The 26,116-nt window shown below is 66.1% G+C and carries 22 protein-coding genes; 16 read left to right on the forward strand and 6 right to left on the reverse strand.

Annotation, left to right across the window (positions count from 1 at the left end; genetic code table 11):
- Window positions 1-27: 27 nt before the first annotated feature.
- The gene (locus E3O25_RS11440; RefSeq protein ID WP_134361185.1) at window positions 28-1,518 is read right to left on the reverse strand and encodes a pyridoxal-dependent decarboxylase; all 1,491 of its coding nucleotides are present in this window, start codon (window positions 1,516-1,518) and stop codon (window positions 28-30) included.
- Window positions 1,519-1,633: 115 nt separating this feature from the next.
- Between E3O25_RS11440 and E3O25_RS11445 the strand changes: the two genes are divergently transcribed.
- The 5 genes from E3O25_RS11445 (at window position 1,634) to E3O25_RS11465 (ending at window position 7,936) form a co-directional block, all read left to right on the forward strand.
- Window positions 1,634-2,962 (forward strand): YncE family protein, encoded by a 1,329-nt coding sequence (locus tag E3O25_RS11445; RefSeq protein WP_134361186.1) that lies wholly within the window; start codon window positions 1,634-1,636, stop codon window positions 2,960-2,962.
- A 137-nt stretch (window positions 2,963-3,099) separates the two neighbouring features.
- Window positions 3,100-3,657: a TetR/AcrR family transcriptional regulator gene (locus E3O25_RS11450; RefSeq protein WP_206750218.1), complete on the forward strand. Its 558-nt coding sequence runs from the start codon at window positions 3,100-3,102 to the stop codon at window positions 3,655-3,657.
- A 134-nt stretch (window positions 3,658-3,791) separates the two neighbouring features.
- Window positions 3,792-5,930, forward strand: a complete 2,139-nt coding sequence (locus E3O25_RS11455) for an MMPL family transporter (protein WP_166787796.1) — start codon at window positions 3,792-3,794, stop codon at window positions 5,928-5,930.
- A 61-nt stretch (window positions 5,931-5,991) separates the two neighbouring features.
- A complete protein-coding gene (locus E3O25_RS11460) occupies window positions 5,992-6,894 on the forward strand; it encodes a phosphodiesterase (protein ID WP_092108846.1) in 903 nt (300 codons plus the stop codon).
- Between the two features lie 22 nt (window positions 6,895-6,916).
- Entirely contained in the window at window positions 6,917-7,936 is a 1,020-nt protein-coding gene (locus tag E3O25_RS11465) for a tyrosine recombinase XerC (RefSeq protein ID WP_255576186.1), read from the forward strand.
- A gap of 40 nt (window positions 7,937-7,976) precedes the next feature.
- Here the strand turns inward: E3O25_RS11465 and E3O25_RS11470 are convergent, their stop codons facing one another.
- Complete coding sequence (locus E3O25_RS11470) at window positions 7,977-8,513, reverse strand: murein hydrolase activator EnvC (RefSeq protein ID WP_092108840.1); 537 nt, start codon at window positions 8,511-8,513, stop codon at window positions 7,977-7,979.
- Window positions 8,514-8,856: 343 nt separating this feature from the next.
- Here E3O25_RS11470 and rpsB point away from each other — a divergent pair, with 343 nt between their 5' ends.
- The 9 genes from rpsB (at window position 8,857) to E3O25_RS11515 (ending at window position 15,753) form a co-directional block, all read left to right on the forward strand.
- A complete protein-coding gene (rpsB, locus tag E3O25_RS11475; RefSeq protein WP_134361189.1) occupies window positions 8,857-9,795 on the forward strand; it encodes a 30S ribosomal protein S2 in 939 nt (312 codons plus the stop codon).
- A gap of 10 nt (window positions 9,796-9,805) precedes the next feature.
- Entirely contained in the window at window positions 9,806-10,633 is an 828-nt protein-coding gene (gene tsf / locus E3O25_RS11480) for a translation elongation factor Ts (RefSeq protein ID WP_092108835.1), read from the forward strand.
- A gap of 148 nt (window positions 10,634-10,781) precedes the next feature.
- Window positions 10,782-11,522, forward strand: a complete 741-nt coding sequence (pyrH, locus tag E3O25_RS11485) for a UMP kinase (RefSeq protein WP_092109129.1) — start codon at window positions 10,782-10,784, stop codon at window positions 11,520-11,522.
- A gap of 30 nt (window positions 11,523-11,552) precedes the next feature.
- A complete protein-coding gene (gene frr, locus E3O25_RS11490) occupies window positions 11,553-12,107 on the forward strand; it encodes a ribosome recycling factor (RefSeq protein ID WP_092108831.1) in 555 nt (184 codons plus the stop codon).
- A gap of 8 nt (window positions 12,108-12,115) precedes the next feature.
- Window positions 12,116-13,129, forward strand: a complete 1,014-nt coding sequence (locus E3O25_RS11495) for a phosphatidate cytidylyltransferase (RefSeq protein WP_134361190.1) — start codon at window positions 12,116-12,118, stop codon at window positions 13,127-13,129.
- Window positions 13,130-13,176: 47 nt separating this feature from the next.
- Entirely contained in the window at window positions 13,177-13,920 is a 744-nt protein-coding gene (locus E3O25_RS17525; protein WP_092108826.1) for a DivIVA domain-containing protein, read from the forward strand.
- Between the two features lie 54 nt (window positions 13,921-13,974).
- Window positions 13,975-14,637 (forward strand): lytic transglycosylase domain-containing protein, encoded by a 663-nt coding sequence (locus E3O25_RS11505; protein WP_241988569.1) that lies wholly within the window; start codon window positions 13,975-13,977, stop codon window positions 14,635-14,637.
- A 47-nt stretch (window positions 14,638-14,684) separates the two neighbouring features.
- Entirely contained in the window at window positions 14,685-14,990 is a 306-nt protein-coding gene (locus E3O25_RS11510; RefSeq protein ID WP_174721737.1) for a hypothetical protein, read from the forward strand.
- Between the two features lie 22 nt (window positions 14,991-15,012).
- Window positions 15,013-15,753, forward strand: a complete 741-nt coding sequence (locus E3O25_RS11515) for an alpha/beta hydrolase (RefSeq protein WP_092108823.1) — start codon at window positions 15,013-15,015, stop codon at window positions 15,751-15,753.
- Between the two features lie 16 nt (window positions 15,754-15,769).
- Here the strand turns inward: E3O25_RS11515 and E3O25_RS11520 are convergent, their stop codons facing one another.
- Both E3O25_RS11520 and E3O25_RS11525 read right to left on the reverse strand, forming a co-directional pair.
- Window positions 15,770-16,819 carry an AI-2E family transporter gene (locus E3O25_RS11520; protein WP_134361191.1) on the reverse strand — a complete coding sequence of 350 codons (1,050 nt, stop codon included), beginning with the start codon at window positions 16,817-16,819 and terminating at the stop codon, window positions 15,770-15,772.
- Between the two features lie 23 nt (window positions 16,820-16,842).
- Window positions 16,843-18,450, reverse strand: a complete 1,608-nt coding sequence (locus tag E3O25_RS11525; RefSeq protein ID WP_134361192.1) for a hypothetical protein — start codon at window positions 18,448-18,450, stop codon at window positions 16,843-16,845.
- 254 nt (window positions 18,451-18,704) lie between these two features.
- Between E3O25_RS11525 and E3O25_RS11530 the strand changes: the two genes are divergently transcribed.
- The gene (locus E3O25_RS11530) at window positions 18,705-20,549 is read left to right on the forward strand and encodes a hypothetical protein (protein WP_134361193.1); all 1,845 of its coding nucleotides are present in this window, start codon (window positions 18,705-18,707) and stop codon (window positions 20,547-20,549) included.
- Window positions 20,546-21,550: a tetratricopeptide repeat protein gene (locus E3O25_RS11535; RefSeq protein WP_092108813.1), complete on the forward strand. Its 1,005-nt coding sequence runs from the start codon at window positions 20,546-20,548 to the stop codon at window positions 21,548-21,550. Before E3O25_RS11530 ends, E3O25_RS11535 begins: the two co-directional genes overlap by 4 nt.
- 78 nt (window positions 21,551-21,628) lie before the next feature.
- Here E3O25_RS11535 and glgB read toward each other — a convergent pair whose 3' ends face one another.
- Together glgB and E3O25_RS11545 are read right to left on the reverse strand one after the other, a co-directional pair.
- Entirely contained in the window at window positions 21,629-23,953 is a 2,325-nt protein-coding gene (gene glgB, locus E3O25_RS11540; RefSeq protein ID WP_134361194.1) for a 1,4-alpha-glucan branching protein GlgB, read from the reverse strand.
- Window positions 23,950-26,070 carry an alpha-1,4-glucan--maltose-1-phosphate maltosyltransferase gene (locus E3O25_RS11545; RefSeq protein WP_134361195.1) on the reverse strand — a complete coding sequence of 707 codons (2,121 nt, stop codon included), beginning with the start codon at window positions 26,068-26,070 and terminating at the stop codon, window positions 23,950-23,952. Before E3O25_RS11545 ends, glgB begins: the two co-directional genes overlap by 4 nt.
- Between the last annotated feature and the right edge of the window lie 46 nt (window positions 26,071-26,116).

Genomic DNA, 26,116 nt, shown 5'->3' on the forward strand with positions numbered 1-26,116 from the left:
TGCGGGCTGCCGAGCCTAAGCGAGCGGTCAGTCTCGATCGTCCGAAGGTGGGCGCGGGTCGGTCGGCCGAGCTGCGGTCGTCGCATCTGCTGCCGACGTATCCGTTGACGCCCCCTCAGCGTCAGTGGCCGCGCAGGCCCGCGCCACCGCGGCGAGGGAGAGGGCGACGTCCGCGGCATCCGTCGACCAGTTGCTCACCGAGATGCGCAGAATGTCCCGGTCGTGCCAGCGCGACCCCGACATCCACGCCGAACCGTCGGCGAGGAGCTGCTGCGTCACCCGCCGGGTGCGGTCATCACTGCCGAAGCTCACGCACACCTGCGTGAACACCACCTCGTTGAGAATCTCGACGCCGGGCAGCGAGCTGAGTCCCTCGGCCAGGGCCCGCGCATTCGCCGCGAGGCCGTCCACCAGTGCGATCGTGCCGGCCCGGCCGAGCGCGCGGAGCGCCGCCCACACCGGAACACCCCGAGCCCGGCGGGACAGCTCGGGCACCTTCTCGAACGGATTGCCGGGTCCCGGGTTGGCGGGAGTGCCATCGGCCGCCACCAGATAGCTCGTGTGCACGCCGAACACCTGGCGCACGACTTCGGGCCGGGACACGATCGCCACCCCGCAGTCGTAGGGAACGTTGAGGGTTTTGTGAGCGTCCGTCGCCCAGGAGTCGGCCCGGTCCAGGCCGGCGAGCTGGTCACGATAGCTCGGGCTGGCGGCGGCCCACAAGCCGAACGCTCCGTCGATGTGCACCCACGCGTTGTGTCGGTGGGACACGTCGATCGCGGCGTCCATCGGGTCTGCTGCTCCGGAATGCAGGTTGCCGGCCTGCAGACAGACGATGGCCGGGCCGGACCCGGCATCCAGCAGCTCGGCCAGTGCGTCTGGCCGCAATCGTCCTTCCCGGTCGACTTCGACCACGATGGGCGCTCCGAGGCCGAGGTAGCGCAGCGCGAGATCGATGACGTCGTGACGCTCCGCCCCCACGAACACCCGCACGCGCGGCGAACCGGCCAGGCCGTCCCTGTCCGGGTTCCAGCCGGCCCGCTCCAGAACCCACTGCCGACCGGCGGCGAGACCGACAAAATTCGCCATCGTCGCACCGGTGGTGAATCCCACATCCGCTTTCGGGGGCAGCCCGAGCAGGTCGAGCAGCCAACCGGCTGCGGTCTCTTCGAGCACGGCGGTCGCGGGTGTGGCGAAGCGCATTCCGGCGTTCTGGTCCCACGCACTCACCAGCCAGTCGGCGGCGAGCGCGGCGGGCAGTGTTCCCCCGATCACCCACCCGAAGAACCGGCCGGATGGCATCGCCATCAGCCCGGGTTCCGCGAAGGAAGCCAATTCATCGATGACAGCGGCCGCCGGCGTCGGGGCTGGGGGCAGCGGGCCGGCCGACAGCGCGGCCAGGGTATCGGCGTCGACCCGAGGGCCGACCGGGCGGGTGGGTAACGACGCTAGCCAGGCGAGGGCGTGCAGCAGTGCACGGTCCAGAGCCGCGGTGTAGGCGTCCGGCTGGGCAGACATGGCGCCATGATAGCCCGCCGGTCTACCCTTGTCTCCGGTTCGTCAGGGGGTTACTGTGACCCGCAGCATCGCCAGTCGCCCCGACCCTTTTGCCTATTCAAGAAATGTGGATGCCATGAGCGCACCTGTAACCCTCCATCGCCGTGGCCTGCGCTTCGCTCTCACGGCGCTCACCGTGGGAGCAGCGGTGTTGGCCTCCGCGCCGGCGGCGTTTGCAGCCCCTGTGACGAGCGCGCCCCGCTCCGTGCAGGTGAGCCAGTCCAACGTGAGCCTGTCAACCGCACGCCTGTTCACCGCCACCCCGGTCCCGACGATCACCGGCACCCCGCAGGCCGGGCGGCGCCTCACTGCCTCGCCGGGCACCTGGAAGCCGGCCCCGGTGGCGCTGTCCTACCGCTGGAAGGTGAACGGTGTGACGGTACCCGGCGCCACCGCATCCGCTTTCACGCCATCGAACACCCAGGTGGGAAAGCGCGTGACCGTGACCGTGACCGGCACGAAAGCCGGCTATCAGACCGCCTCGAAGACGAGCGCCGCGACCCGGCCGGTCGCGCCGGCCACCATCGCGGTCGGGACCAGCCCGCGCAAACTCGTGGTCACCGCGAACGGTCGCTGGGCCTACGTCGCCAATTCCGGGTCCGGCACGGTCTCGGTGATCAGCACCGCGACCGGCAACGTCGTCGCGACCGTGCCGGTGGGTGGCGACCCGATCGGGCTCGCGGTATCGACCAACCAGCAGCAGGTGTTCGTGAGCACCTGCAGCGATGAAAAGATCTACGCACTGAATATTGCGTCCAACACGGTTGCCTACTCGTTCACGACCGGCACCTGTGGTGACCTCGTCGCCACGCCCGACGGCAAGACTCTGTACATCGGCGGATCTCCCACGCTGCGCGACATCACGGTGGCCACCATCGCGACCCGATCCCTGGCCGAGCCGATCTTCACCGGCGCTGCCGTCATCGACCTCACATCGAGCGCTGACCGAAAAGGGGTCTACGTCAGCAACGGCGACGACTACGCCATCCTCATCGTCGACACGGCGGCTCCCCAGGCGCCGCAGAAGCGCTTCACGACGTCGCATCCGCCGGTGGCATCGGCACCGTCCCCCGACGGAAAGACGGTCTACGCGAGCCTCGGGCTCGACCTGTTTACCGGGCCGTCGAATGCCGTCGAGGTCATCGACACGGCGACGAACCGGGTGCGGGCCACCATCGCCATCAACGCGCCGGGCGATCTGGCGGTGAGCCCCGACGGGTCGAAACTCCATGTTCTGTCCCAGGGCGACAACACCATCGTGACGGTCAGCACCGCAACCAACCGGGTGCTCAGTCGCATCCCGGTCGGGCGTGCCCCGTCGAGCCTGGCCGTCACACCCGATGGCAGCAAGGTGGGCATCACCAGTTCCAGTGAGAACACGGTCTCGGTGCTGCCGGTGTTCTGAGTCGGATCTCGAAAACCGAAGTGTCTCCCCGGCCTCGGTAATACTGTGCGACGAAATTGGCATATCGTCGAGGTCGACGCACTTCCTGGAAAGGCACCATGCCACCCTCCAAACCGCCAGCGGTTCCTCGAATCGATGTGGAACGCCACCAGCGGGCACTCCTAACGGCAGCGGCCGATGTACTGGCTCGCGACCCCGACTCCACTATGGCGGATGTGGCGCAGGCGGCGAATTTAACCCGGGCCACTCTCTATCGCCATTTCAACAACCGGCAGACCCTGCTCAAGGCAATCCAGGCGGAGGCCCTCACCCGTGCGTCAGAGACCCTGATCGCGTGCCGCCTCGATGATGGGGATGCGCTCGAAGTGCTCCGGCGGGTCGTCACTGCGCTGGGCAAGCACGGGATGCGCTTTCGCATCATTTTGATGAAGGCAGCGGATGCCAGCCCGCGATTTTTACGCCAGCGTGATCAGGTGCTGGCCCCCGTGGTGGATGTCGTCAAACGGGGGCAGCGTGAGGGAGACATCCGTGATGACCTTGCGCCGGAGTGGATTGTCACGGCAATGGCCGCCCTACTCATCGCGGCCGTACGCGCCGCGTCAGCAACGAAGCAGACGGATACCGACGTGTCCGACCTCATTTTTCGCACCCTGGTCGGCGGCATAGCGGCAAAGGCCTCAAAGGGTGATTCGTAAAACTAGACATCACTGTCACATTTCGTCTAATCTCGGTTCAGCAGCTCGAATCGTGCTGCTGGACTCGATGAACCGTGATGGGACTCGCCGTGCTTTCTGCACTTGCTCGCATATCAACCCGATACCGCTGGATAGTGGTCGCACTGTGGCTGATGCTGCTACTCGGGGCTGTGTTGGGAAGCCGGGCATTCGGCGGCACCTTCAGCAACGACCTGACTCTCGCCGGCACCGATTCGCAGGCCGCCTACGACACCCTGCGGCAGCAGTTTCCTGAGCTGTCCGGCGACGGGATGCAGGCCATCGTGCATTGCACGGATGCCGCGAACCCCGTCACCTCTGCTGCCACCCGCACCGCAGTGGAGGAGGCCGTGGCGGAGGTCGCCGCCCTCGACGGCGTCGCTGCCGCGCGGTCGCCATACGATCCGCCCCAGCCGATGGTTTCCGAAGACGGAATGACGGCCATGGTGACTATTCAGTTCACGGAACGGGCTAAAGACATCCCTGCCCAGACGCTTGCCGCCGCGCAGGCAGCCTTTGCGGGCGTGCAAGAGACCGGCGCTGAGGTCGAATTCGGAGGCCCTGCCTCGCAGGCCGAGTCCGGGCCGTCGGGAAGTGAGGTCTATGGGTTGCTCGCCGCAGCCCTGGTCTTACTTCTCGTTTTCGGATCGCTGTTCGCAATGCTTGTCACGCTGGCCAGTGCCCTCATGGCCCTCGGAATTGGGCTCGCCTCGATCACCATGATCGCATCGTCGGTGACGATCGGCACGTCCGGACCCATCGTGGCCGCCATGATTGGCCTGGGCGTGGGAATCGACTACGCACTGCTGATCGTTACGCGGCACCGAGAAGGGATGGCCCAGGGCTTGGCCCCGAACGCGTCCATCGAAGTGGCCATGACGACCGCGGGACGTTCCGTCCTGGTCGCGGGGGCCACGGTGATCATCGCCATCCTCAGTCTGTATGCCATCGGCATCCCCTTCGTCTCCTCGCTTGGCCTGGCCAGCGCCATCGTAGTCAGCGCCACGATGCTGGCCGCTGTCACTCTGCTGCCGGCGCTACTGGCGATTTTCGGCCGCAGTCTGGATCGCGTTCGCGTGCGTAAACTCCGCAGAACGACCCCCGGTACAGCGGATGCCGCGGGAACCTCCCACTCAGCGCCCGCGTCGGGCTGGCGCGGCTGGTCCGGAGGCATCCAGCGTCGTCGCTGGGTCTCGGCGCTCGCCGCCGTACTTGTTTTGGTAATTTTGGCCCTCCCCCTGCTATCGCTCCGTCTCGGCACCGCCGACGGCGGATCGCAGGCCGCCGAGACCACCCAGCGAAAAGCCTACGATCTCATCGTCGACGGCTTCGGTGCCGGGTGGTCGGGCCCGCTCCTGGTCACGGTCGACTTCGGTGCGGACTCGCCTCCCACCGAGAATCAGGCCGCGAGCCTCGCGGTGCGTGCCGAATTGGCAGCAACGGATGGCATCAGCGCCGTCACGCCACCGCGGCTGTCGGAAAACGGAACGACCGCGCTGTTCACGGTGATTCCCAGTAGTTCACCGGATGATACGGCCACGGAAAGCCTGGTGCACGCCTTGCGCGATACCGTACTGCCGGCGGCGGCCCCGAACGCGACGGCCCACGTCGGCGGGGCAACGGCGACGAGCATCGACCTGGCCGACACCCTTCTGGCACAGATTGGCTGGTTCATCCTGATCGTCGTTATGCTGGCTTTCATCGTCCTCTTGATCGAGTTCCGGGCCCCGTTCATCGCGGCCATGGCGGTCATTATGAACTTGTTCGCGGTCGGGGCCGCCTATGGGCCGGTTGTCGCCGTCTTCCAATGGGGGTGGTGGCCTGCCGGTTTGCTGGGGGTGGCCCCCGGACCGGTGGAATCGTTCGTTCCGGTCATGCTCTTCGCGGTTCTGTTCGGTCTGTCCACCGATTACACCGTATTCCTGCTGAGCCGCGTCAAAGAGGAGCTCGTCCGCACGGGCAATCCCGACCGAGCCGTCCGCGACGGCCTGGCTGCAACGGCCCGAGTCATCCTGGCCGCGGCATCCGTCATGGTCGTCGTGTTCGGAAGTTTCATTCTCAACGACCAACGCACCGTCACAATGTTCGGCTTCGGGCTGGCCGTGGCCGTGGCCGTGTATGCGCTCGTGGTGATGCTCGTACTCGTGCCCGCACTCCTCGCGATTGCCGGCCGCGCAGCGTGGGGGCGCACGAGTGGACCCGAGTTCAGGCCCGAGCCCTCGCCCGACCGTGAAGGTGTCCTCGTGACGTCCTGATCTGGTGTCGACGGAATGTCGGTGGGTGCCCGTAGTCTGAAGTCCCGACGAGAGGTGATCCATGGCAGCCGTGCAGCTGGGCCAGTACGCGCCCGCCGAGAAGATCCTGGTGCATTTGAGTGACACCCATTTTCTAGCGGATGGCGCGGCCCTCTACGGCGCCGTCGACACCGACCACACCGTGCACCGCGCCTTCGAGCAGCTGCACCGCTCGGGCATTCGCCCCGACGCGATCATTCTCACCGGCGACGTGGCCGACCGCGGCGAAGCCGATGCCTACCGTCGCATTCGCGGCATCGTCGAGTCCGCTGCCGCCCGGTGGAACGCCAGGATCATCTGGGTGATGGGCAACCACGACCAGCGCGACGCCTTTCGCACCGAGCTGCTTGGCGAGGTGCCCGCCGACCAATACCCCGTAGATCAAACACATGATCTTGACGGCCTGCGCATCATCGCCGTCGACACGAGCGTTCCCGGATATCACCACGGTGAGGTCACCGACGATCAACTGCGCTGGCTGGCCGATGTGCTCAAGCAGCCGGCCCCGCGCGGGTCGATTCTGGCGCTGCACCACCCACCGATTCCCACACCGCTGCCGCTGATGAGCGTGCTCGAGCTGCAGGATCAGCCGAAGCTGGCCGCCGTTCTGGCCGGCAGCGACGTGCGCGCCATTCTCGGTGGGCACCTGCACTACTCCACACAGGGCCTCTTCGCCGGCATCCCCGTGTCGGTCGCGGCGGCCACCTGTTACACGATGGACCTCAGCGCGCCCGACCGTGAACTGACCGGGGTGAACGGCGGCCAGACTCTCAACCTCGTGCACGTCTACGCCGACCAGATCACCCACTCCCAGCTGCCGATCGGCGACTATGCCGCTGTCACGCAGTTTCGCGCCGACTACGTCGATGAGCTGGCCCCCCTCTCGGCCGAGGACCGCCGGCAGGCCTTCTCACGGCAGCGCTGACCTCCGCGGCGCGACACTCAAAGTGAGAGAAACTGAACCCGTGCACCTGAGCGACGACATCGACGAGTTTCTGCGCTACCTCAACATGGAGCGCGGCTACTCGATCCACACGGTGCGGGCCTATCGCACCGACCTTCACCAACTGGCCGGGTTTGCGGCCGAGCGGGGCGTGACGGCATCCGCTGAGCTGAGCCTGGAACTGCTGCGGGAATGGCTCTGGGTGGCCACCCAGGCCGGTCTGGCCCGCGCCACTCTGGCCCGGCGTTCGGCGTCGGCCCGCAGCTTCACTGCCTGGCTTGCGCAGAGCCACGACGACGGCCTCGACCCGGCGGCTCGCCTGCGCTCGCCGAAACCGGGTCACACCCTGCCGCGCGTCATCACCCATATCCAGATGACCGACCTGCTCGACCTGCTGGCGGCCCGCGCCGCCGGGGGAGAGGCTCTCGCGCTGCGAGACCTCGCCATCGTCGAACTGCTCTACGCCTCGGCGCTGCGCGTCTCCGAGCTGGTCGGCCTCGATATCGCCGACGTCGACCTCGAACGATTGACCGTGCGGGTGACCGGCAAGGGCGCGAAGGAACGCGTGGTTCCGTTCGGGGTTCCGGCGCAGCGTGCCCTCGTCGATTACCTGCGCGAGGCGCGGCAGCCACTCGCCGCCGGTGCCGCGCCGCCGGCGAAAACCGGCGTAGCGCAGACCAGTGCGGGGCAAACCGGTGCAGTGCAACCCGCGACGGCCGCCCGATTGAACTTAGCGCTCCCGAACGTCGCCGCAGTCTTTCTGGGCCGTCAGGGCCAGCGTCTCGGCGTGCGCGGGGTCTACCGCCTTGTCGCCGCCCTGCTCGAAGCGGTTCCTGGTACCGGCCCGGCCGGACCGCACGCCCTGCGCCACACCGCAGCCACCCACCTTCTCGACGGCGGAGCCGACCTGCGCGCGGTGCAGGAACTGCTCGGACACGTCAGCCTCGGCACCACCCAGATCTATACCCACGTCTCAGCCGAGCGCCTCAAAGCCAGTTACGGACTCGCCCACCCGCGTGCCTGACCGGGCACGCTTGACTGGGTGGAGTGGCCCAGCCAGGGCATCACGGTGTTACCGTCGGCAGCAGAACGGCCCGGGGCAGCTTCCCGAGATAGAGCAGCGGCGACACGTAGGACCCGTGCAGACGCACCCCCAGATGCAGGCACCCCGGCGGGCAGTGACCGCCGCTGCCCACGGTGCCGATTATTTGCCCGGCTCGTACCCGGTCGCCCACGGCGACGACGGAGTCCACCGGCTCGACCGTCACGATCACGTCACCCGGCTGCGTGATCGACAGGACGGGCCGATCAACGACTGGGCCCGCGAACGAGACGACGCCGTCGTGCGGTGCCAGCACGGGCTGCTGCGGCGCGGCAGCGAGGTCGATCCCGCGATGCCCGGCCGCATAGGCTGACGCCGGCGCCAGAAAAGCCCGGGTCACGGGGTGTGGTTCCGCGAGTGGCCAGCGCCAGGCATCCGCTCCGGTCGGCGCGGCCGCCACCGGTGGTGGGGAGGAAGCAGCGCCGGTTGCCGACCCGGCCCCGAGAACCACAATCACGGTGATGAAAGCGGATGCCGCCAGCGCACGTAAATTCTGCATGTCCCCACCCTGCCCGGCCGGCGCGGACCGGGGCGGGCAGCCAGCGGATCGGTGGACATCTCTGCCCGGCCGGGCCGGTGGAGGGGGCGGCTGGCGGCGAACCAGCTGGCGACCTACCCGGTCGCGCCCGCACCCCTAGCAGTGATACACTACTCCGAGCAGCGCTTTGTGCGCTGACTACGCGTGCCCATTTGGCCGCCATGTCCAATCGGTCCCGTCTCACGAGATTCTTGCGTGAAGCAGGGCGGACGTGTGCCGGGCACCAGGAGTGATGATCGACCGATCATCACACAAACCGATTGGTGTGGCTTTTCGAGCCCGCACCAGAACAGGAGTACGGCACATGGCCGTCGTAACCATTCGTCAGCTGCTTGACAGCGGCGTGCACTTCGGGCACCAGACCCGCCGTTGGAACCCGAAGATGAAGCGCTTCATCTTCACCGAGCGTTCCGGCATCTACATCATCGACCTGCAGCAGTCGCTCGGGTTCGTTGACAAGGCCTATGACTTCGTCAAGGAGACGGTTGCCCACGGCGGCACCATCCTCTTCGTCGGTACCAAGAAGCAGGCCCAGGAATCCATCTCTGAGCAGGCGCAGCGCGTAGGCCAGCCCTACGTCAACCAGCGCTGGCTCGGTGGGCTCCTCACCAACTTCCAGACCGTTTCCAAGCGTCTGGCCCGTATGAAAGAACTCGAAGAGCTCGACTTCGAAGACACCGCCAAGAGCGGTTTCACGAAGAAGGAAATGCTCATCAAGAAGCGCGAGCTCGTCAAGCTGCACAAGAGCCTCGGCGGTATCCGCAACCTCACGAAGACCCCGTCCGCGCTGTGGGTTGTTGACACCAACAAGGAGCACCTCGCCATCGACGAGGCGCGCAAGCTCGGCATCCCCGTCATCGCCATCCTCGACACCAACTGCGACCCCGACGACGTGCAGTACCCGATCCCGGGCAACGACGACGCCATCCGCTCCGTTGGCCTCCTGACCCGCATCATCGCGGACGCCGCAGCCGAGGGACTCATTCAGCGTCACGCCAAGCCGGAGGCCGAAGTCGAGCCCCTCGCCGCGTGGGAAGCTGAACTGCTCCAGGCCTCCGAAACCGAGACCACCCCCGCGCAGTCCTCTGCCGAGACCGAGAAGGTTGCCGACGCTACCGTCGCGGCCGACGAGGCCGTCGTTGCCGCGCCCACCATCGCCGACGCCGTCGCCGACACCGAGGTTGCCGCCGTTCTGGCCGCCGTCTCCGATGACGCGACCGTCGTTGCCGACGAGACCAAGTAAGGAACCCGGTATGGCAAACTTCACACTCGAAAACGTCAAGGCTCTTCGCGAGAACCTCGGCACCGGAATGGTCGACACCAAAAATGCCCTCGTTGAAGCTGACGGTGACATGGACAAGGCCATTGAGATCCTGCGCCTCAAGGGTGCCAAGGGCAACGCCAAGCGCGCTGACCGTTCCACCTCCGAGGGACTCGTCGCTGCCAAGGAAATCGGCACGACCGCGTACATGATCGAACTCGCCTGCGAGACCGACTTCGTAGCCAAGGGTGACAAGTTCGTCGTTCTGGCCGACAAGGTTCTCGACGCGATCGCTGCCGCTGGCGCGACCACGGTCGAGGCCGGACTGGCCGCATCCGCTGGAACGCAGACCGTCGCCGAGCTCATCGACGGCGAAGCCGCCATCATCGGCGAGAAGTTCGAACTTCGCCGGGTTGCCGCCGTCACCGGTGAATCGTTCTCGATCTACCTGCACAAGACCAGCAAGGACCTGCCCCCGCAGGTCGGCGTTGTTCTCGGATTCTCCGGAGCCGACGTGGAGACCGCTCGCAGCGTGGCCCAGCACATTTCGTTCGCCAACCCCGAGTACCTCGCGGCGAGCGACGTTCCTGCTGAACTCGTGGAAACCGAGCGCAAGATCGTCACCGAGATCTCGAAGAATGAGGGCAAGCCGGAAGCGGCACTGCCCAAGATCGTTGAGGGACGCGTCAAGGCGTACCTCAAGCAGGTCGCACTGCTCGAACAGGACTACGCCAAGGACAACAAGCTGTCCGTCGCGAAGGTTCTCGACGACGCAAAACTGACCGTGTCGGGCTTCGCCCGGTTCAAGGTCGGCGCCTAACAAAAAATGACGGAGGTCGGATTGCGAAAGCGATCCGGCCTCCGTTTTTGTGTGTGCCCCGGCGGGGGCAGACGCGCGCACTTGATAGTTTGGTAACACCCCCTCTCGGAAGGCCCCGCACGAAATGACTGACACGGCCAACACGCCCATGACCCACACCAGCCCGGTGAACTTCGCCGCGGTTGTGAAGAAGCGGCGGGTGCTCCTCAAACTGTCCGGTGAGGCCTTCGGCGGCGGTGCCGTCGGTGTGAATCCGGATGTCGTCAGCTCGCTGGCCCGCGAGATCGCCGAGGGCGCCAAGCACGTCGAAGTGGCCATCGTCGTGGGCGGCGGAAACTTCTTTCGCGGCGCCGAACTCTCCCAGCGCGGAATGGACCGCGGACGCGCCGACTACATGGGCATGCTCGGCACCGTCATGAACGCCCTGGCCCTGCAGGACTTTCTTGAACAGGCCGGCGCCGAGACCCGCGTGCAGTCCGCCATCTCGATGACCCAGGTCGCCGAGCAGTACATTCCGCGGCGCGCCGAACGACACCTCGAGAAGGGCCGCGTCGTCATCTTCGGCGCCGGCGCCGGACTGCCCTACTTCTCCACCGACACGGTCGCCGCGCAGCGCGCCCTCGAAATCGACGCCGACGTCGTGCTGGTGGCCAAGAACGGCGTCGACGGCGTCTACTCCGACGACCCCCGCACCAACCCCGACGCCGAGAAGATCCACCACATCACCTACCTGGAGGCCCTGCAGCGCGGGCTCAAGGTCGTCGACTCCACCGCTTTCAGCCTGTGCATGGATAACCACATGCCCATGCAGGTGTTCGGCATGGCTCCGGAGGGCAACGTCACCGCCGCCATCCTCGGCACCGATCTGGGTACTCGCGTCTCCAACTAGAATTGTTCCACCACCAATAAAGGAGTCACCGTGATCGCGGATGTTCTTTCCGACGCCACAGCGCGCATGAACCGGGCCCTCGAGGCTGCCAAAGACGATTTTGGCACCGTGCGCACGGGCCGCGCCAACCCGCAGATGTTCGCGAAAATTCTGGTGAGCTACTACGGCACGCTGACCCCGCTGGAACAGCTCGCCTCGCTGCAAAACCAGGAAGCTCGCACGATGCTGATCGGCCCGTACGACAAGGCCGCGCTGCGTGACATTGAAATTGCCATCCGTGACACCCCGAACCTGGGCGCCAACGTCGGCAACGACGGCACCACCATTCGGGCTACTCTTCCCGAACTCACCACGGAACGCCGTAAGGAATTCGTGAAGATCGTCAAAGCCAAGGCAGAGGATGCCCGCATCTCCGTGCGCAACATTCGCCGCAAAGCCAAGGATGAGCTCGACGCGCTCAAGAGCGAGGTCGGCGATGACGAGGTCGGTCGCGCCGAGAAAGAGCTCGAGCTGATCACCAAGAGCCACGTGGACGGCATTGACGACGCCTTCAAACGCAAGGAAGCCGAACTCCTCGAGATCTAGGGAATCCGATGACCGAGAAACCGGGGAACGACCAGCCGCAGAAACGCGGGCACGGTGTCAGCCGCGCCGAGTTTCGGGCGCAGGTGAAGACGACGCGCGCTGACTTCGAACGGCAGGTGCAGAGCACCAAAGCCGATTTCGAACGCCAGGTACAAGCCACTCGCGCCCAGCTCGACCAGGCGAACGAACGCATCGAAGCACGCACCGGCCGTAACCTCATTCTGGCCATCCTGATCGGGCTCGTCCTCGGCGGCTCCATGCTGGTCAGCCTGATCATCATCAAACAGCTCTTCATGATCTTCGCGATTGTGATCGTAGCGTTCTGCGCCTTCGAACTGGCGCAGGCCCTGCGGCACGCCGGCCGTAACGTTCCCCGCATCCCGGTGATCATTTCGGCGGTCGCGATCGTTCCTGCGGCGTTCTACGGCGAGGCGACCGGCCAATGGCTTGTCATGCTCGGCGGTATCGCGCTGATCGCCCTCTGGCGACTGGCACTGCTGGTCATTCCGTCCCATCGTGCCTCGGCCCGTTCCGTCGTCGGCGACGTGGGCGGCGGCATCCTGATTCAGGTGTACGTCGTTTTTCTTGCGAGCTTCGCCGTCTTGCTCGTGGCGCAGGACGAGGGCCAGTGGTGGACGCTCGCCTTCCTGATCCTGGTGATCTCCGCCGATACCGGCGCGTATGTGAGCGGGCTCAACTTCGGCAAGCACCCGATGGCACCCTCGATCAGTCCCAAGAAAACCTGGGAGGGTTTCATCGGCGCCGGCCTGATCTGCATGGTCGCGGGCGTGCTGCTGGCGATCTTCATGCTCGACCAGCCGTGGTGGTTCGGCCTGGTGTTCGCAGGCGTCATTCTGCTGACCGCGACCTTCGGTGATCTGGCCGAATCGCTCATCAAACGCGACCTCGGAATCAAGGACATGAGTTCGTGGCTGCCAGGGCACGGCGGTTTTCTCGACCGGCTGGACTCGATTCTGCCGTCGGCCGCCGCCGCTTACGCGCTCTACTTGATCTTCGCGTGAGTGCGACCGATTCTTCCGGCACGACGCAAGTACGAGACAATGAGGCCATGAGCACCATATTTCCCCGAGTGGGCAAGAAGACGCTCGGCTACAACGTCGGCCAGGTCGAAGCGTTCCTGGCTGCTGCTCGCCGCGCCTATGACCAGCCCGAACCGGCCGATGACGACCTGGATGCCGATACGGGCTCAGCTGTCGGCACGGTGGAATCCGTTGATGCGATCGCCGCCGCTGCCGAGCCCGACGTTCACCCGCTCCAGGCTGTGCCCGGCGACCCGACGGCGGGTGCCGACGGGACCGACGCCATTCACGCCATCGTTGCCGAGAAGGCCGAGGCGGAAGCTGCCGTAGCCGGCGCGACGTTGACGGCCGAGGGCATCCGTCATACCGCTTTTGCAATGCACAAGGGCGGATTCTCGCCCGAACACGTCGATGCCGCTTTGGAACGACTGGAAGATGCCTTCGCGGCGCGGGAGCGCTTTCAGTCCACCAGCGCCCGAGGCGAGCAGGCGTGGATGGCCGACGCCGAGACGACCGCCGACCTGCTCGTGGCCCGGCTCAGCCGCCCGCCGGGACATCGCTTCACCCGGGCGAGCGTGTTGGCCGTCGGTTACAAAAGAGTGGATGTCGATCGTCTCGCCAACAAACTGGTCAAGTATTTTCAGGACGGTCGTGAGCTCACCGTCGATGAGGTGCGAACGTCTGTTTTTCGCCCTGAACGGGGCGGATACCGGGAAGCGCAGGTCGACCTCGTGCTGGACAGCGTCGTCGACGTGATGCTCGCGGTTCGCTGATTTGGGTACTGTTACTTGGTTGTTTTCAAATTTGTCGACTAAGGTCGTCTACTAATGGGTAGGCATCTGAAGGCAATCGACACTGTTTCGGCCGCGGCACAGCCGATCGTTCGTCGAACTCGGCCGCGGGTGAAGCCGGCCCACTTTCTGTTCGGGTTCACGGCAGCCTGTGCGTTTGTGCTCGTCACCGTCGTTGATCCCTACTCGGGTGCCACCGCGTCACCGTACTTTCAGATCGCCGGAAGCACGGCCGACGATGGTCCGGCGCAGGCCGTGCTCGTAGCGGGCAGCTATGCCAATACGATCACTCGCGACGGCTACGCCGTGACCGAGAAGCCCAAGCCCGTTCCGGTTGTCGTCGCGGTGGAGAAGAAGACCGCGAGCTTCACCGCGCCGTCGGCCGCCGTCCCCGATCCGGGCTCCGCCCAGGCATATGCCTACGACGCTGTGGCCGGTCGCGGCTGGGGCGAAGACCAGTACAACTGCCTTGTTTCGCTCTGGCAGAAAGAGTCCGGCTGGCGCGTCAACGCTCAGAATGGTTCCAGCGGAGCCTACGGAATTCCGCAGGCACTTCCCGGTTCGAAAATGGCCACGGCGGGCGATGACTGGGCCACCAACGCCGGAACCCAAATCGAATGGGGCCTCGGCTACATCACCGACCGGTACGGCACTCCGTGCGGCGCATGGGCGAAATCGCAGGCGTCCGGCTGGTATTGATACCAGGCTGGTGCCGGGCCTGCGGGCCCGCACTTTAGACTGGAATCATGGCGCGCAGCAATCGACCCCGAGGCCGCAAAGCCCCGCAGCCCGCCGACGACGATGAAACCGGCGACCTGAACCACCTGCTCGCGGGCTGGCGTCGCAGCGAAGTACGACGCGATGGTCTGTGGCACGTGCAGCCGGTTCCCGCCAAGCAGGCCGTCAAAACCTACCTGTGCCCGGGGTGCACCATCGATATCGTGCCGGGCACGGCACACATCGTCACCTGGCGCGGCGACGGGGTGCTCGGCGACGCCGCCGACCTCGCCAACCGGCGGCACTGGCACTCGCACTGTTGGAAAATCAAGTGAACCCGAGAATTCAGGAGGACCGGTGACCGCCTCGGTCGATATTCGTGGCGGCATCGAACTGCCCGCCACCATCGAGCACATCGAACTGCACACGAGCGACGGCCTGACCCTGGTCGGCGAACTAGCAACCCCGGTCGGCCGTGCTCCGGTGGCAACGCTCGTGACGCTGCATCCGCTGCCGACCGCCGGCGGTTTCATGGACTCGCATATTCTGCGGAAGGCCGCCAACCGGCTGCCCGCGCTGGCCGACCTGGCCGTGCTGCGGTTCAACACCCGCGGTACCGCCTCGCCACGTGGCACAAGTGACGGCGACTTCGGCCATGGACTGACCGAACGGGCCGATGTCGCCGCGGCGATGGCCTTCGTCGCCGAGCGCCAGCTGCCCAACCCCTGGCTGCTCGGCTGGTCGTTCGGCACCGAACTCGCCCTCAAGTACGGACTGGAACATCCCATTCGCGGAGCCATCCTGTTGTCGCCTCCGCTGCACCGCACCAGCAACGAGGAACTGGCGGCCTGGGCCGGCAACGAACGCGCCCTGGTGGCTCTCATTCCCGAGTTCGACGATTACCTGCGACCGGATGCTGCCCGCCTGCGGTTTGCGAGTGTGCCCGACCTGCGCCTGGTCGCGGTCGAGGGCGGCAAACACCTGTGGGTGGGGGAGAACCTCACCCGCCGGGTGCTGACCGAGATTGTCGCCACCGTCAACCCCGGTGCGCTGCCGCTGCCGACCGAGTGGACGGCACCGGAAACCGCCGCGTGCTAGACCAGCGCGCCGGAGCTTAGAGTTCGTTCTGGCGGGGGATGACGACCTGTTTGACAATCATGATGACCGAGGCGGCCACCGGGATGGCAATCAGCGCGCCGAGAATGCCGAGCAGGCTGCCGCCGGCCAGGGCTGCGATCACGACGACCGCGCCCGGCACCGACACGGCTCGGTTCATGATGTTCGGGCTGAGCACGTACGCCTCGACCTGCATGTAGATGAGGTAGTAGATGCCCGCGGCCAGAGCCGTCTGCGGTGAACTGCCGATCTCGGGAATCAAACAGGTCAGCACGATGATGACAGAACCCGAAATGGTACCGACGAGCGGGATCAGCGACAGCAGGAAGGCGATGAACGCGAGCAGCGCCGGAAACGGCGCTCCGATGATCGACAGGAAGATAAAGCTGAGCACGCCGTTGACCGAGGCCAGGGCGGCCTGCCCCACGATGTAGCGACCGACGGCCGTGGTGATCTGTTCACTGATGTCGGTGAAGCGTTCCCGCTTGGACGCCGGAACCAGCTGGTAGGTGGCCCGCTTCATGCTGTTCAGCGAGGCCGTGAAGTAGAGCGTGAGAATGAGGATGATGAGGCCGCCGAACAGGCCGTTGACGAAGGCGAGCCCCGACTGCACAACCGTGGCGGTGATGTTGGTCAGGTTGCCGCCGAGAAAATCGGTGATCGTCTTGGAGATCTCGCCAATATTGAGGCCGGGGAACTGCTTCTGCAGATCGCTCAGAAAGGTTGAGCTGTTCACGGCCTTGACCAGCTCCGGAATGAGCTTGGACAGCTTGGACACCTGGTCGACGATGATCGGAACGATCGCGAAGATCACTGCCGTCAGCACCCCGAGCACGGCGGCGACCACGGTGAAAATGGCGGCCCAGCGAGGGAACTTCTTCTTCTCCAGCCAGGACACCGCCGGGTCGAGGCCGAGCGCGATGAACAGCGCGGCCCCGACATAGATGATGATCGTCTGCAGGGTGATCACCGAGGTGATGATCAGCAGCCCCAGCCCCACCCCCAGGGTCCCGACGAGTCCGAACCGGAAGGCGTTCTGAATTTTCACGTGGAGTCTCCAGGAGTAGGGAATTACTCGGCTGCGACCCGTTCTGCCTGGGTCAAAACGCTGCGCAGGCTCTCAAAGTACCCGGCCACGGCGTCGCGCTCAATCCTAATCTGCGACAACCGATCTTCGGCGTCGGCGACGAGGGTGCGTGAACGTGTCGTGGCGTCCGTGACGAGGGCGGTGGCCGTGGCGTGAGCGTCACTGAGAATGCGCTCGGCACGCTCCTCGGCGAGGTCCTTGTTAGCCTTGGCCTCCTCGCGGGCGCCGGCGTCGAGCTGTTCGTTGAGAACGCGCAGCTCAAGGGTGCGGTCGGTGGTCTCGGTGAGCTGTTTGGCGGCATCCGCTTGGAATTTCTGCGTCTGGGCCACGGCCTCCTGATGACGGGACAGGTGCTCCTGCTCGGCCTCGTCCCGGCGGGCCTTGAGCTCGACATCAAAGTCGGCGCGGGTCTGGTCGATTTCTCGGGCCAGGCGGCTGGCTTCGTGCTCGCCCTTGCGGCGGGTGGCGGTGAGCTGGTTCTCCAGGTCGATGCGGGCCTGCTCGGCCTCGGCCTCGGCGTCGATGCGAGCCTGCTGATTCTCGCGGTCGAGGTCGGCACCGGCCTGCTCCACCTCGGCGGCGAGTGCGGCACGGGCCTGTTCGATCTCGCGGGCCAGTCCGGCACGCTTACGATCGAGCTCCCGGACGAGGTCGGTCTGTGCCTGTTCCCGTTCCACCTCGGTCACCGCGTGGGCCTGTTCGACTTCGCGGGCCAAGTCGATGCGACCCTGCTCCACCTCAGCGGCGAGCAGGGTGCGGGCCTGGTCGGCCTCGTGGGCGCCGGCCATCCGGGCCTCGCCGGTCTCCCGCGCCAGGTCGACCCGGGCTTGCTCCGTTTCGGCCGCGAGATCGACGCGGGCCTGGTCGGTTTCGCGTTGCAGGTCGGCGCGTTGCTGATCGAGTTCCAGAGCCACTTCGGCGCGGGTGAGTTCGGTCTCGTGGGTCAGTCCGGCCGCGATTTCGCGGGCTTCGGTGGCTTCCCGCTGGGCGACGACGCGCACTTCAGCTGCTTCCCGATCTGCCTCAGAGCGGACGGCCGCCACCTCGCGTTTCACCGTGGCCCGCGCTTCGGCCGCCTCGGTGGCGACAGCACCGCGAATCAGTGAGGCATCGCGAGTGGCATCCTGAGTGATCTGGGCCTGCTCGTCCTGGGCGCGGGCGCGCATGTCATCCGCTTCGACGCGTGCGTCATCGAGCACCCGACGGGCTTTGACGGCGGCATCGGACAGGGTGCGTTCGGCCTGCTCCACTGCGTTCTGGCGCAGCAGGTGCACCTCGTCGTTGGTCGCGGCGCGCAGCTTCTCAGCGTCGATATCGGCCTGGGCGATCACGCGGGTGGACTGTTCCTCCGCGACGCGCAGGGTGTTCTCCAGCTTGGTACCGAGACCGGAGAACGTGGGGCTCCCGACCTCTTCGATCTCGGCGTTGAGATCGTCGATACGACCGGCGAGGCGTTTGACCTCACGGCCGGCTTCCGCGTTCTGGGTGTTCGCCTGGATCAGTTCGCGGCGCAGCGACTGGATGGCCTTGGCGACCTCATCCTTGTCGTAGCCGCGAAATACCTGGGTGAATTCAGCTTCGTCGTCAGACACGTGTGCTCCTTACAAATGGGCCCCGGCCCTCGATGGATCATGCATGACGGGACAGCTCAATTTTAGTGGGTTCCGTCCCGCCACGTACGCGCCCGCCATTCGAGGCGCTCCCGCCCGCTATTAGGCACCTCTCAGCAGAACGCAGTAACGTAGAAGGTCCGTGTCTGACGAGCTTCAGGTGCGTGAATCAGCCGGAGTGACAGACCAGTCCCGACCAGACAGTACCAACCAGCGGAAATGCTGAAGGGTGATACGTGCGTTTTGTTCTTGCCATCGTGGCCTTCGTTCTTGCAGCAGTGATGATCGTTCTCGGCATCGCTCAGCGAACGATCCTGCTCGAGCCCGCCTTCACCTCCCTGAGTACCACCGTGACCGGCGACACGACCTATACCGTGATCGATCCGAGCGCACTCGCAGCCTCGTCGGGCAGTCAGACCATCAACGTGCGCGGTGACGGCACAATCTTCCTCGCCTACGGGCGTTCCGACGACGTGGCCGCCTGGATCGGCACGGATGCGTACAGCACCGTCGGTTTCAACGACGAGACCGGTGAACTGACCTCCACCACCACCGAGGCTGTCGTTCCCGATGATGAGGACACACCGGCTGACGATGCTGCGGCAGCGGATGCCGTCTCAACGGAGGAAACCGCCGCGATCGTGAACCCGGCCGGCTCCGACCTCTGGCTCGAGGAATACAGCGGCACTCGAACCCTGACGACCACGCTGACCCTGCCGCAGGGCATCTCGGTGATCATCGCCTCGGACGGCGTCGCACCGGCGCCGGCGAACATCCGTCTGTCGTGGGCTTCGGACAATTCCACCCCGTGGGCCGGCCCGCTTCTCGCCGGCGGTGCCCTGCTGTTGCTGGCCGGCCTCGTGCTGTACCTGCTGGCCCTGCTGCACCTGCGTCGCTCGCGTCGGCCGCGTCGCAACGTTCCGCGCGGCCCGCGCATGCCACGATTGCCCCGTGCCCCCCGTCCGAAGGCGATCAAGGCCAGTCAGATCACCGCGTCACGGCGGGGAATCACCCGTCGGGTGGCCATTATTCCCATGGTGCTGGTTTCCGGTCTGGCCCTGAGCGGCTGTTCAGCGGACCTGTGGCCCGATTTCAGCCCGGCCGGCACCGCTACCGCCACTCCCACACCGACGCCCCAATCCACCGATTCGGTCGAAGCGGCCGCCGAGCTGCCGCCGCCCGCCGTGACTGTCTCCCAGCTGGAGACCATCATGAGCGAGATCTCACTGCTCACTGCGGACGCCGATACGAGCCTCAACGCGGATACCCTGGCCACGCGATTCACCGGGCCCGCCCTGGAACAGCGCCTCGCCAACTACAAGATCCGTGCCGTCGATCCGGCGGTCGCCCCGCTCGTCGCCCTGCCCGGTGCCCCCATCACCTTCACCCTGCCCCAGCAGACCAATTCCTGGCCTCGGGTGGTCATGACCGTTATCCAGGACGAAAACGATCCCAGCATTCCGACCATGGCGGTCATGCTCAAGCAGGAATCGCCCCGCAGCAACTACCAGGTGGACTACCTGTTCGCCCTCGAGCAGTCGGCACACGTTCCGGAAGTGGCCCCGGCCGTTGTCGGCGCCCCGGCCATCGCCCCGGACAACAAGCTGCTGCTGCTGCCGCCGGATGGGCTGGCAGCCGCCTACGCCGAAATCCTGCTGCAGGGTGAAGCTAGCCCCTCGTACGGCCTGTTCGAGAGCGACGGCGACAACTTCCGAATTCAGGTTGCTGATCTCAACGCCGCCAAGGTCGCCGCTTTGCCGTCGACCGCGTCGATCGAATTCGCCGCCGCCGCCGGCAGCGACGAGGCCGTGGCCCTGGCCACCAACGACTCCGGCAGCATCGTGGCCGTCAGCATGACGGAGACCGAAACGGTCAAGCCCGTTCAGGAAGGTGCCACGGTGGGCCCGGCGGGCGATGCCCTCGCCGCCAAGGCGCTGTCCGGCATTACCACGACGACCAAGGGCTTTCAAAACACCTACCGCGACCAGCTGCTGTTCTACGTGCCCACAGCCGGTTCAAGCGAAAAAATCATGCTTCTGGGCTTCGCTCAGGGCCTCATCACATCGGCGGAGCTTCCATGACCAACATGCCCCCTTCCGGATCGAACCTGCGCGGAGCGGTCGACCTCTCCTCCCTCGTGAACCGCGCCCCGGCCGGTACCCCGCCGACCGCCAGGAACGGAGCGCCCGTCGGCGCACCCGTCTCGGGCGCCCCCGTCGGCGAGCCGGCAGCGCCCACCGCGCCCGTCACAGTTCCGAGCCTTGTTCTGGACGGCACCGACGCAAACTTCGGCGACCTGCTCGAACTCTCCTCCCGTGTTCCCGTCATCGTCGGACTCTGGGCATCGTGGAGCGAGCCCTCCACCACGCTCATGGCGGTGCTGGAGCAGCTCATCACCGGCCTCGCCGGCCAGTTCGTGTTGGCGCGCGTTGACATTGACGCGAACCCTCAGCTCGCGCAGGCCTTCCAGGCCCAGTCCGTACCAACGGTCGCCGCCGTCATCACCGGTCAGCCGGTGCAGCTCTTCACCGGCCCGCTCGCTGAGGAACAGATCGCCGATGTGCTCGGTCGGGTGCTCGAGCTCGCCGCCCAGCAGGGCGTGACCGGTACAGCCGAGGCCGCCGGAGTGGCCGCCGACGCCGAGCCGGCCGCCGTGGTCGACGAGCCGCTGCCGCCGCACCACCTGGAGGCCTACGCGGCCATCGAGGCCGGCGACTACGCCACCGCCCAGAGCGAATACCGCACGGCCCTGGCCCAAAACCCGAACGACTCCATGGCCGTGGCCGGACTGGCCCAGGTCAGCCTGCTTGCCCGGCTGCAGGGCAAGACCATCGACCAGATCCGCAATGGGGCGGCATCCGCTCCCGACGATCTCGACGCGCAACTGCTGGTCGCCGACCTTGACCTCTCTGGCGGTCACATCGAGGACGCTTTCGATCGGCTGCTGACCCTGTTCCCGGCCCAGCCGGCGCCGGGTCGCAACACGATCCGCGAGCGCATCCTGGAACTGTTCGAGGTCATCGGCACCGACGACCCCCGGGTCGCCCCCACCCGGTCCCGCCTGGCCGCCCTGCTCTACTGATCTCGTCGTTCCCCGGAGCGCAGGAAGTGTCCGTTTAACTCAGTCAAACGGGCACTTCCTGCGCTGCCGCAGAATGACTTAGCGGCGCAGGCGCAACCAGAGACCAGCCAGAGGTGGCAGGGTCAGGGTAGCGGATGCCGGCCGGCCCGCCCAGGGCTCGTTGTAGGCCTGGGCGGCTCCCTGGTTTCCCACGCCGGAGCCACCGAAATCGCTGGCATCCGTGTTGAGGATCTCCTCCCACTGCCCGGCGAACGGCAGACCCACCCGATAGTCGGTGTGCGGCTGCCCGGCGAAGTTGAAGAAGCAGGCCACCGGTACGCCGTGGTTGTCCCAGCGCAGAAATGACACGACGTTCTGGCTCGCTGCTCCGCCATCGAGCAGTTCGAAGCCGCCCGGGTCGTTGTCGCGGCTCCACAGGCTCGCGTTGTCGCGGTACACGCGGTTGAGCTGGCCGACGAGGTTGAACAGGCCGCGGTGGGCGGGCTGGTCGAGCATCCACCAATCCAGGCCGCGTTCCTCGCTCCACTCCGAGCGCTGCCCGAACTCACTGCCCATGAACAGAAGCTGCTTGCCGGGGTGCGCCCACATGAAGGCGAGGTAGGCGCGCACATTGGCGAGCTGCTGCCAGGAATCGCCCGGCATCTTCGAGACGAGGGCGCCCTTGCCGTGCACGACCTCGTCGTGGCTGATCGGCAGCAGAAAGTTCTCGCTGAAGGCGTAGATGAACGAGAACGTGATGTCATTGTGGTGGTACGACCGGTACATGGGGTCGACCTGCATGTACTCGAGAGAGTCGTGCATCCAGCCCATGTTCCACTTGAACCCGAACCCGAGTCCGCCGCCGCTGGTCGGCGCTGTCACCCCGCCCCAGTTGGTGGATTCCTCGGCAATCATGATCGTGCCGGGATTGCGCTTGTACGCCGTCGCGGTGATCTCCTGGAGCAGGCTGATCGCCTCGAGGTTCTCGTTGCCGCCGTACTTGTTCGGCTCCCACTGGCCGTCTTCGCGCGAGTAGTCGAGGTAGAGCATCGATGCGACGGCATCGACGCGCAGGGCGTCGATGTGGAACTCTTCGAGCCAGTACAGCGCGTTGGCGACGAGGAAGTTGCGCACCTGCATCTGGCCGAAGTCGAAGATGTACGTGCCCCAGTCCATCTGCTCACCCCGCCGCGGGTCGGGGTGCTCGTAGAGGGCCTGGCCGTCGAAGCGGGCCAGGGCGAAGTCGTCCTTGGGAAAGTGGCCGGGCACCCAGTCCATGATCACGCCGATGCCGGCCTGGTGCAGCCGATCGATCAGGTAGCGCAGGTCGTCGGGGGAGCCGAATCGGCTGGTCGGCGCGTAGTAGCCGCTCACCTGGTAGCCCCAGGAACCACCGAACGGATGCTCCGCGAGGGGCATGAATTCCACGTGCGTGAAGCTTAGTTCCTGCAGGTAGCCGACGAGCTCATCGGCGAGGTCGCGGTAGCCGAGGCCGGGGCGCCAGGAGCCGACGTGCATCTCGTATACGCTCATTGCCTGATTGTGCGGATCGTTGGCTTCGCGGTTGGCCAGCCACGCGGCATCCGCCCACTCGTAGTGCGATGCGGTGACGACCGACGCCGTCAGCGGCGGAACCTCGGCCAGCCGGGCGATCGGGTCGGCTTTCTCGACCCAAGCGCCGGACTGCGTGCGCAGCTGGAATTTGTACCTGGTGCCGAGTTCGAGGCCCGGAATGAACAGCTCCCAGACACCGGTGCTGCCCATGTTGCGCATGGCGTGGGTGGTGCCGTTCCAGCCGTTGAAGTCGCCGATGACGCGGGCGGCTCTGGCGTGCGGCGCCCAGACCGCGAAGGAGGTACCGGTGGAGGCGGCCGTGACGCCTCCGTGCTCTCGGTGGTGGGCCCCCAGAACGTCCCAGAGACGCTCGTGGCGGCCTTCCCCGATCAGGTGCAGGTCCAGCTCGCCGAGCGTCGGAATGAACCGGTAGGGGTCATCGCAAATCCAGGGCGGGGCATCCTGGTAGCGGGCCTCGATCGTGTAGTCGGTGAGTCCGAGGGTGCTTTCACCCTGCCAGATGCCGTGCGCGAGGTGGGCGAGTTCCACGTGCGCGCCGCTGGCCAGAATGGCGAACACCTCGGTGGCGAGCGGACGAAGGGCGCGGATGGTGACGAGTGGGTCAGAGACGCCGGCCTGGTGGGCGAGGTGCTGGCCGAGAATCTCGTGCGGGTTGTAGTAGCTGCCGGCGGCGACGGCCTCGAGAATGTGGTGGGGAATCGGTGCCGGTTCGGTGGGGGCCGCGTGCTTCGTGGCCTTTGTGGAGTGTGTCTTCGGGGACTGACCCTTCTTGCCGTCGATGTTCTTTCCCTGACCTTTCTGGTGCTTGCTCGAGTGCTTCTTCTTGTCTTTTTTCTTGTCGCCGCTCATGCGTGGCCCGGATCGTGGGGGGTGACGTGCAGGATGTGCACCGGTTCGCTGAAGGCGTCGAGGCGAACGAAGTTGTCGGCTGACCAAGTCCAGGTGGCGCCCGACACGAGGTCGTGCACGTCGAAAGTGTCACCGCGGGCAATGCCGAACCGGGTCACGTCGAGGTGCACGACCGTCTGGCGCACCGAGTGCGGGTCGACGTTGGCGACGATGATGAGGGCATCCACCTGGCCGGTGCCCGTGTAGGCGGCGTCGAGGTACTTGCTGTAGACGAGGATCGAGTCGTCGTCACTGGCGTGGATATCGAGGTTGCGCAGCTGCCCGAGCGCCGGGTGGTCCGCCCGAATGCGATTCAGAAGCGTGAGGTACGGCGCAAGGGATTTTCCGAGCTCCTCCGCCTTGCTCCAGTCGCGCGGTCGGTACTCGTATTTCTCGTTGTCGATGCTCTCTTCGGCACCCGGCCGGGCGACGTTCTCGAACAGGTCGAAGCCGGCGTACACCCCCCAGGTCGGCGCGGCCGTCGCGGCGAGGGCTGCCCGGATCTTGAACGCCGCCGGCCCGCCGAACTGCAGGTATTCGGTGAGGATGTCGGGGGTGTTCACGAACAGGTTCGGGCGCAGAAAATCAGGGGTATCGGTGGCGAGGCCGTCGAAGAACTCTTCGAGTTCGATTTTCGTGTTGCGCCAGGTGAAGTACGTGTAGGACTGCTGGAAGCCGACCTTGCCGAGCGCCTGCATGAGGGCCGGCCGGGTGAACGCTTCGGCGAGGAAGACCACGTCGGGGTCGGAGGCGTTGACCTCACCGATGAGCCATTCCCAAAAATCGAGAGGTTTGGTGTGGGGGTTGTCCACCCGAAAGATGCGCACCCCAACGCTGATCCAGTACCGAACGAGGCGCAACGCCTCGGCCCGGATGCCGGCGGGATCGTTGTCGAAATTGATCGGGTAGATGTCCTGGTATTTCTTCGGCGGGTTCTCGGCGTAGGCGATGGTGCCGTCGGGGAGGGTCGTGAACCATTCCGGATGCTCCTGCACCCAGGGGTGGTCCGGCGAGGCCTGCAGCGCGAAGTCGAGGGCTACCTCGATGCCGTGCGAGGCTGCCGTCTTCAGAAAGAACGTGAAGTCGGCGACGGTGCCGAGGTCGGGGTGGATGGCGTCATGGCCACCGTCTTTCGAGCCGATCGCCCACGGCGAGCCGGGGTCGCCCGGTGCGACCTCGAGCGAATTGTTGGGGCCCTTGCGCCAGGACTGCCCGATCGGGTGGATCGGCGGCAGGTAGAGCACGTCGAAGCCCATGGCCGCGACGGCGGGCAGTCGCTTGGCCGCGGTGCGAAAAGTTCCGCTCTGCCAGCTGCCGTCGGGCCGTCGCACGGCACCCTCCGAGCGGGGGAAGAATTCGTACCAGGAGCCGACCCCGGCCCTGGTGCGTTCGACGATGATGGTGCGTTCGGCTGAAAGAGTGGCCAGCCCGGCGAGGGGGTGGGCTGCGATGGCCTGCCGGAGCGCGGCATCCGCTACGGCGAGCAGACGTTCGGTGGCGGGCTTTGTGGTGTCGGCGAGGGTGGCCGCAGCGGCCTTGAACAGTCGGCGTGCGGCGAGCGGTCGGGCGGTGTCGGCACTGGCCTGGCGGAGCAGTGCACCACCGATCTCGAACATGAGTTCAACGTCGATGCCCGCCGGAATCTTGATCGCGGCGTTGTGTTCCCAGGTGGCGAAGTCGTCGGCGTAGGCGCGCACCCGATAGGTCCAGCGGCCCGCAGCGCCAAGCTGAGCCTCGGTACCGTAGCGATCGGTGCCGTCGGCTTGCAGTGCCATGGGATGCCGCGTGGTGCTGGTGCCGGGGGCGGTGAGCTGCAGCTCGACACCGATGAGGTCGTGCCCCTCGCGAAACGCGGTCGCTGCGAACGGCACGACTTCACCGACGAAGGCGCGGGCCGGCCAGAGATTGTCGTTCAGCTGAGGAGAGAGGTCGAGAATCGGGATTCGACCAACGGATGCGCCGGCGCTGCTCGCAGCCGTGGACACGGCCGTGGGGGCGCTGCTCGATGCTGTCGGCAGGGTCGTCTTTTTCGTTGCTGTCTTGGCCACACCACGACCGTAGCGTGAAAGCGTGGCCATGGCTCCCGTCTTGTGCTCGGCTCGCCCGGACGCAGGAATTTCGGTG

It is taken from the genome of Cryobacterium sp. TMT1-3 (assembly GCF_004402315.1).
GTDB lineage: Bacteria > Actinomycetota > Actinomycetes > Actinomycetales > Microbacteriaceae > Cryobacterium > Cryobacterium luteum.

What these genes read in the sequence shown, in the direction of transcription:
- E3O25_RS11440 (WP_134361185.1), bottom strand. Translation starts at nt 1,518, where the DNA reads ATGTCTGCCCAGCCGGACGCCTACACCGCGGCTCTGGACCGTGCACTG.
- tsf (WP_092108835.1), top strand. Translation starts at nt 9,806, where the DNA reads ATGGCAAACTTCACACTCGAAAACGTCAAGGCTCTTCGCGAGAACCTC.
- pyrH (WP_092109129.1), top strand. Translation starts at nt 10,782, where the DNA reads ATGACCCACACCAGCCCGGTGAACTTCGCCGCGGTTGTGAAGAAGCGG.
- E3O25_RS11470 (WP_092108840.1), bottom strand. Translation starts at nt 8,513, where the DNA reads ATGCAGAATTTACGTGCGCTGGCGGCATCCGCTTTCATCACCGTGATT.
- E3O25_RS11535 (WP_092108813.1), top strand. Translation starts at nt 20,546, where the DNA reads ATGACCAACATGCCCCCTTCCGGATCGAACCTGCGCGGAGCGGTCGAC.
- glgB (WP_134361194.1), bottom strand. Translation starts at nt 23,953, where the DNA reads ATGAGCGGCGACAAGAAAAAAGACAAGAAGAAGCACTCGAGCAAGCAC.
- E3O25_RS17525 (WP_092108826.1), top strand. Translation starts at nt 13,177, where the DNA reads ATGAGCACCATATTTCCCCGAGTGGGCAAGAAGACGCTCGGCTACAAC.
- E3O25_RS11505 (WP_241988569.1), top strand. Translation starts at nt 13,975, where the DNA reads ATGGGTAGGCATCTGAAGGCAATCGACACTGTTTCGGCCGCGGCACAG.
- E3O25_RS11445 (WP_134361186.1), top strand. Translation starts at nt 1,634, where the DNA reads ATGAGCGCACCTGTAACCCTCCATCGCCGTGGCCTGCGCTTCGCTCTC.
- E3O25_RS11495 (WP_134361190.1), top strand. Translation starts at nt 12,116, where the DNA reads ATGACCGAGAAACCGGGGAACGACCAGCCGCAGAAACGCGGGCACGGT.
- E3O25_RS11510 (WP_174721737.1), top strand. Translation starts at nt 14,685, where the DNA reads ATGGCGCGCAGCAATCGACCCCGAGGCCGCAAAGCCCCGCAGCCCGCC.
- rpsB (WP_134361189.1), top strand. Translation starts at nt 8,857, where the DNA reads ATGGCCGTCGTAACCATTCGTCAGCTGCTTGACAGCGGCGTGCACTTC.
- E3O25_RS11460 (WP_092108846.1), top strand. Translation starts at nt 5,992, where the DNA reads ATGGCAGCCGTGCAGCTGGGCCAGTACGCGCCCGCCGAGAAGATCCTG.
- E3O25_RS11545 (WP_134361195.1), bottom strand. Translation starts at nt 26,070, where the DNA reads ATGGCCACGCTTTCACGCTACGGTCGTGGTGTGGCCAAGACAGCAACG.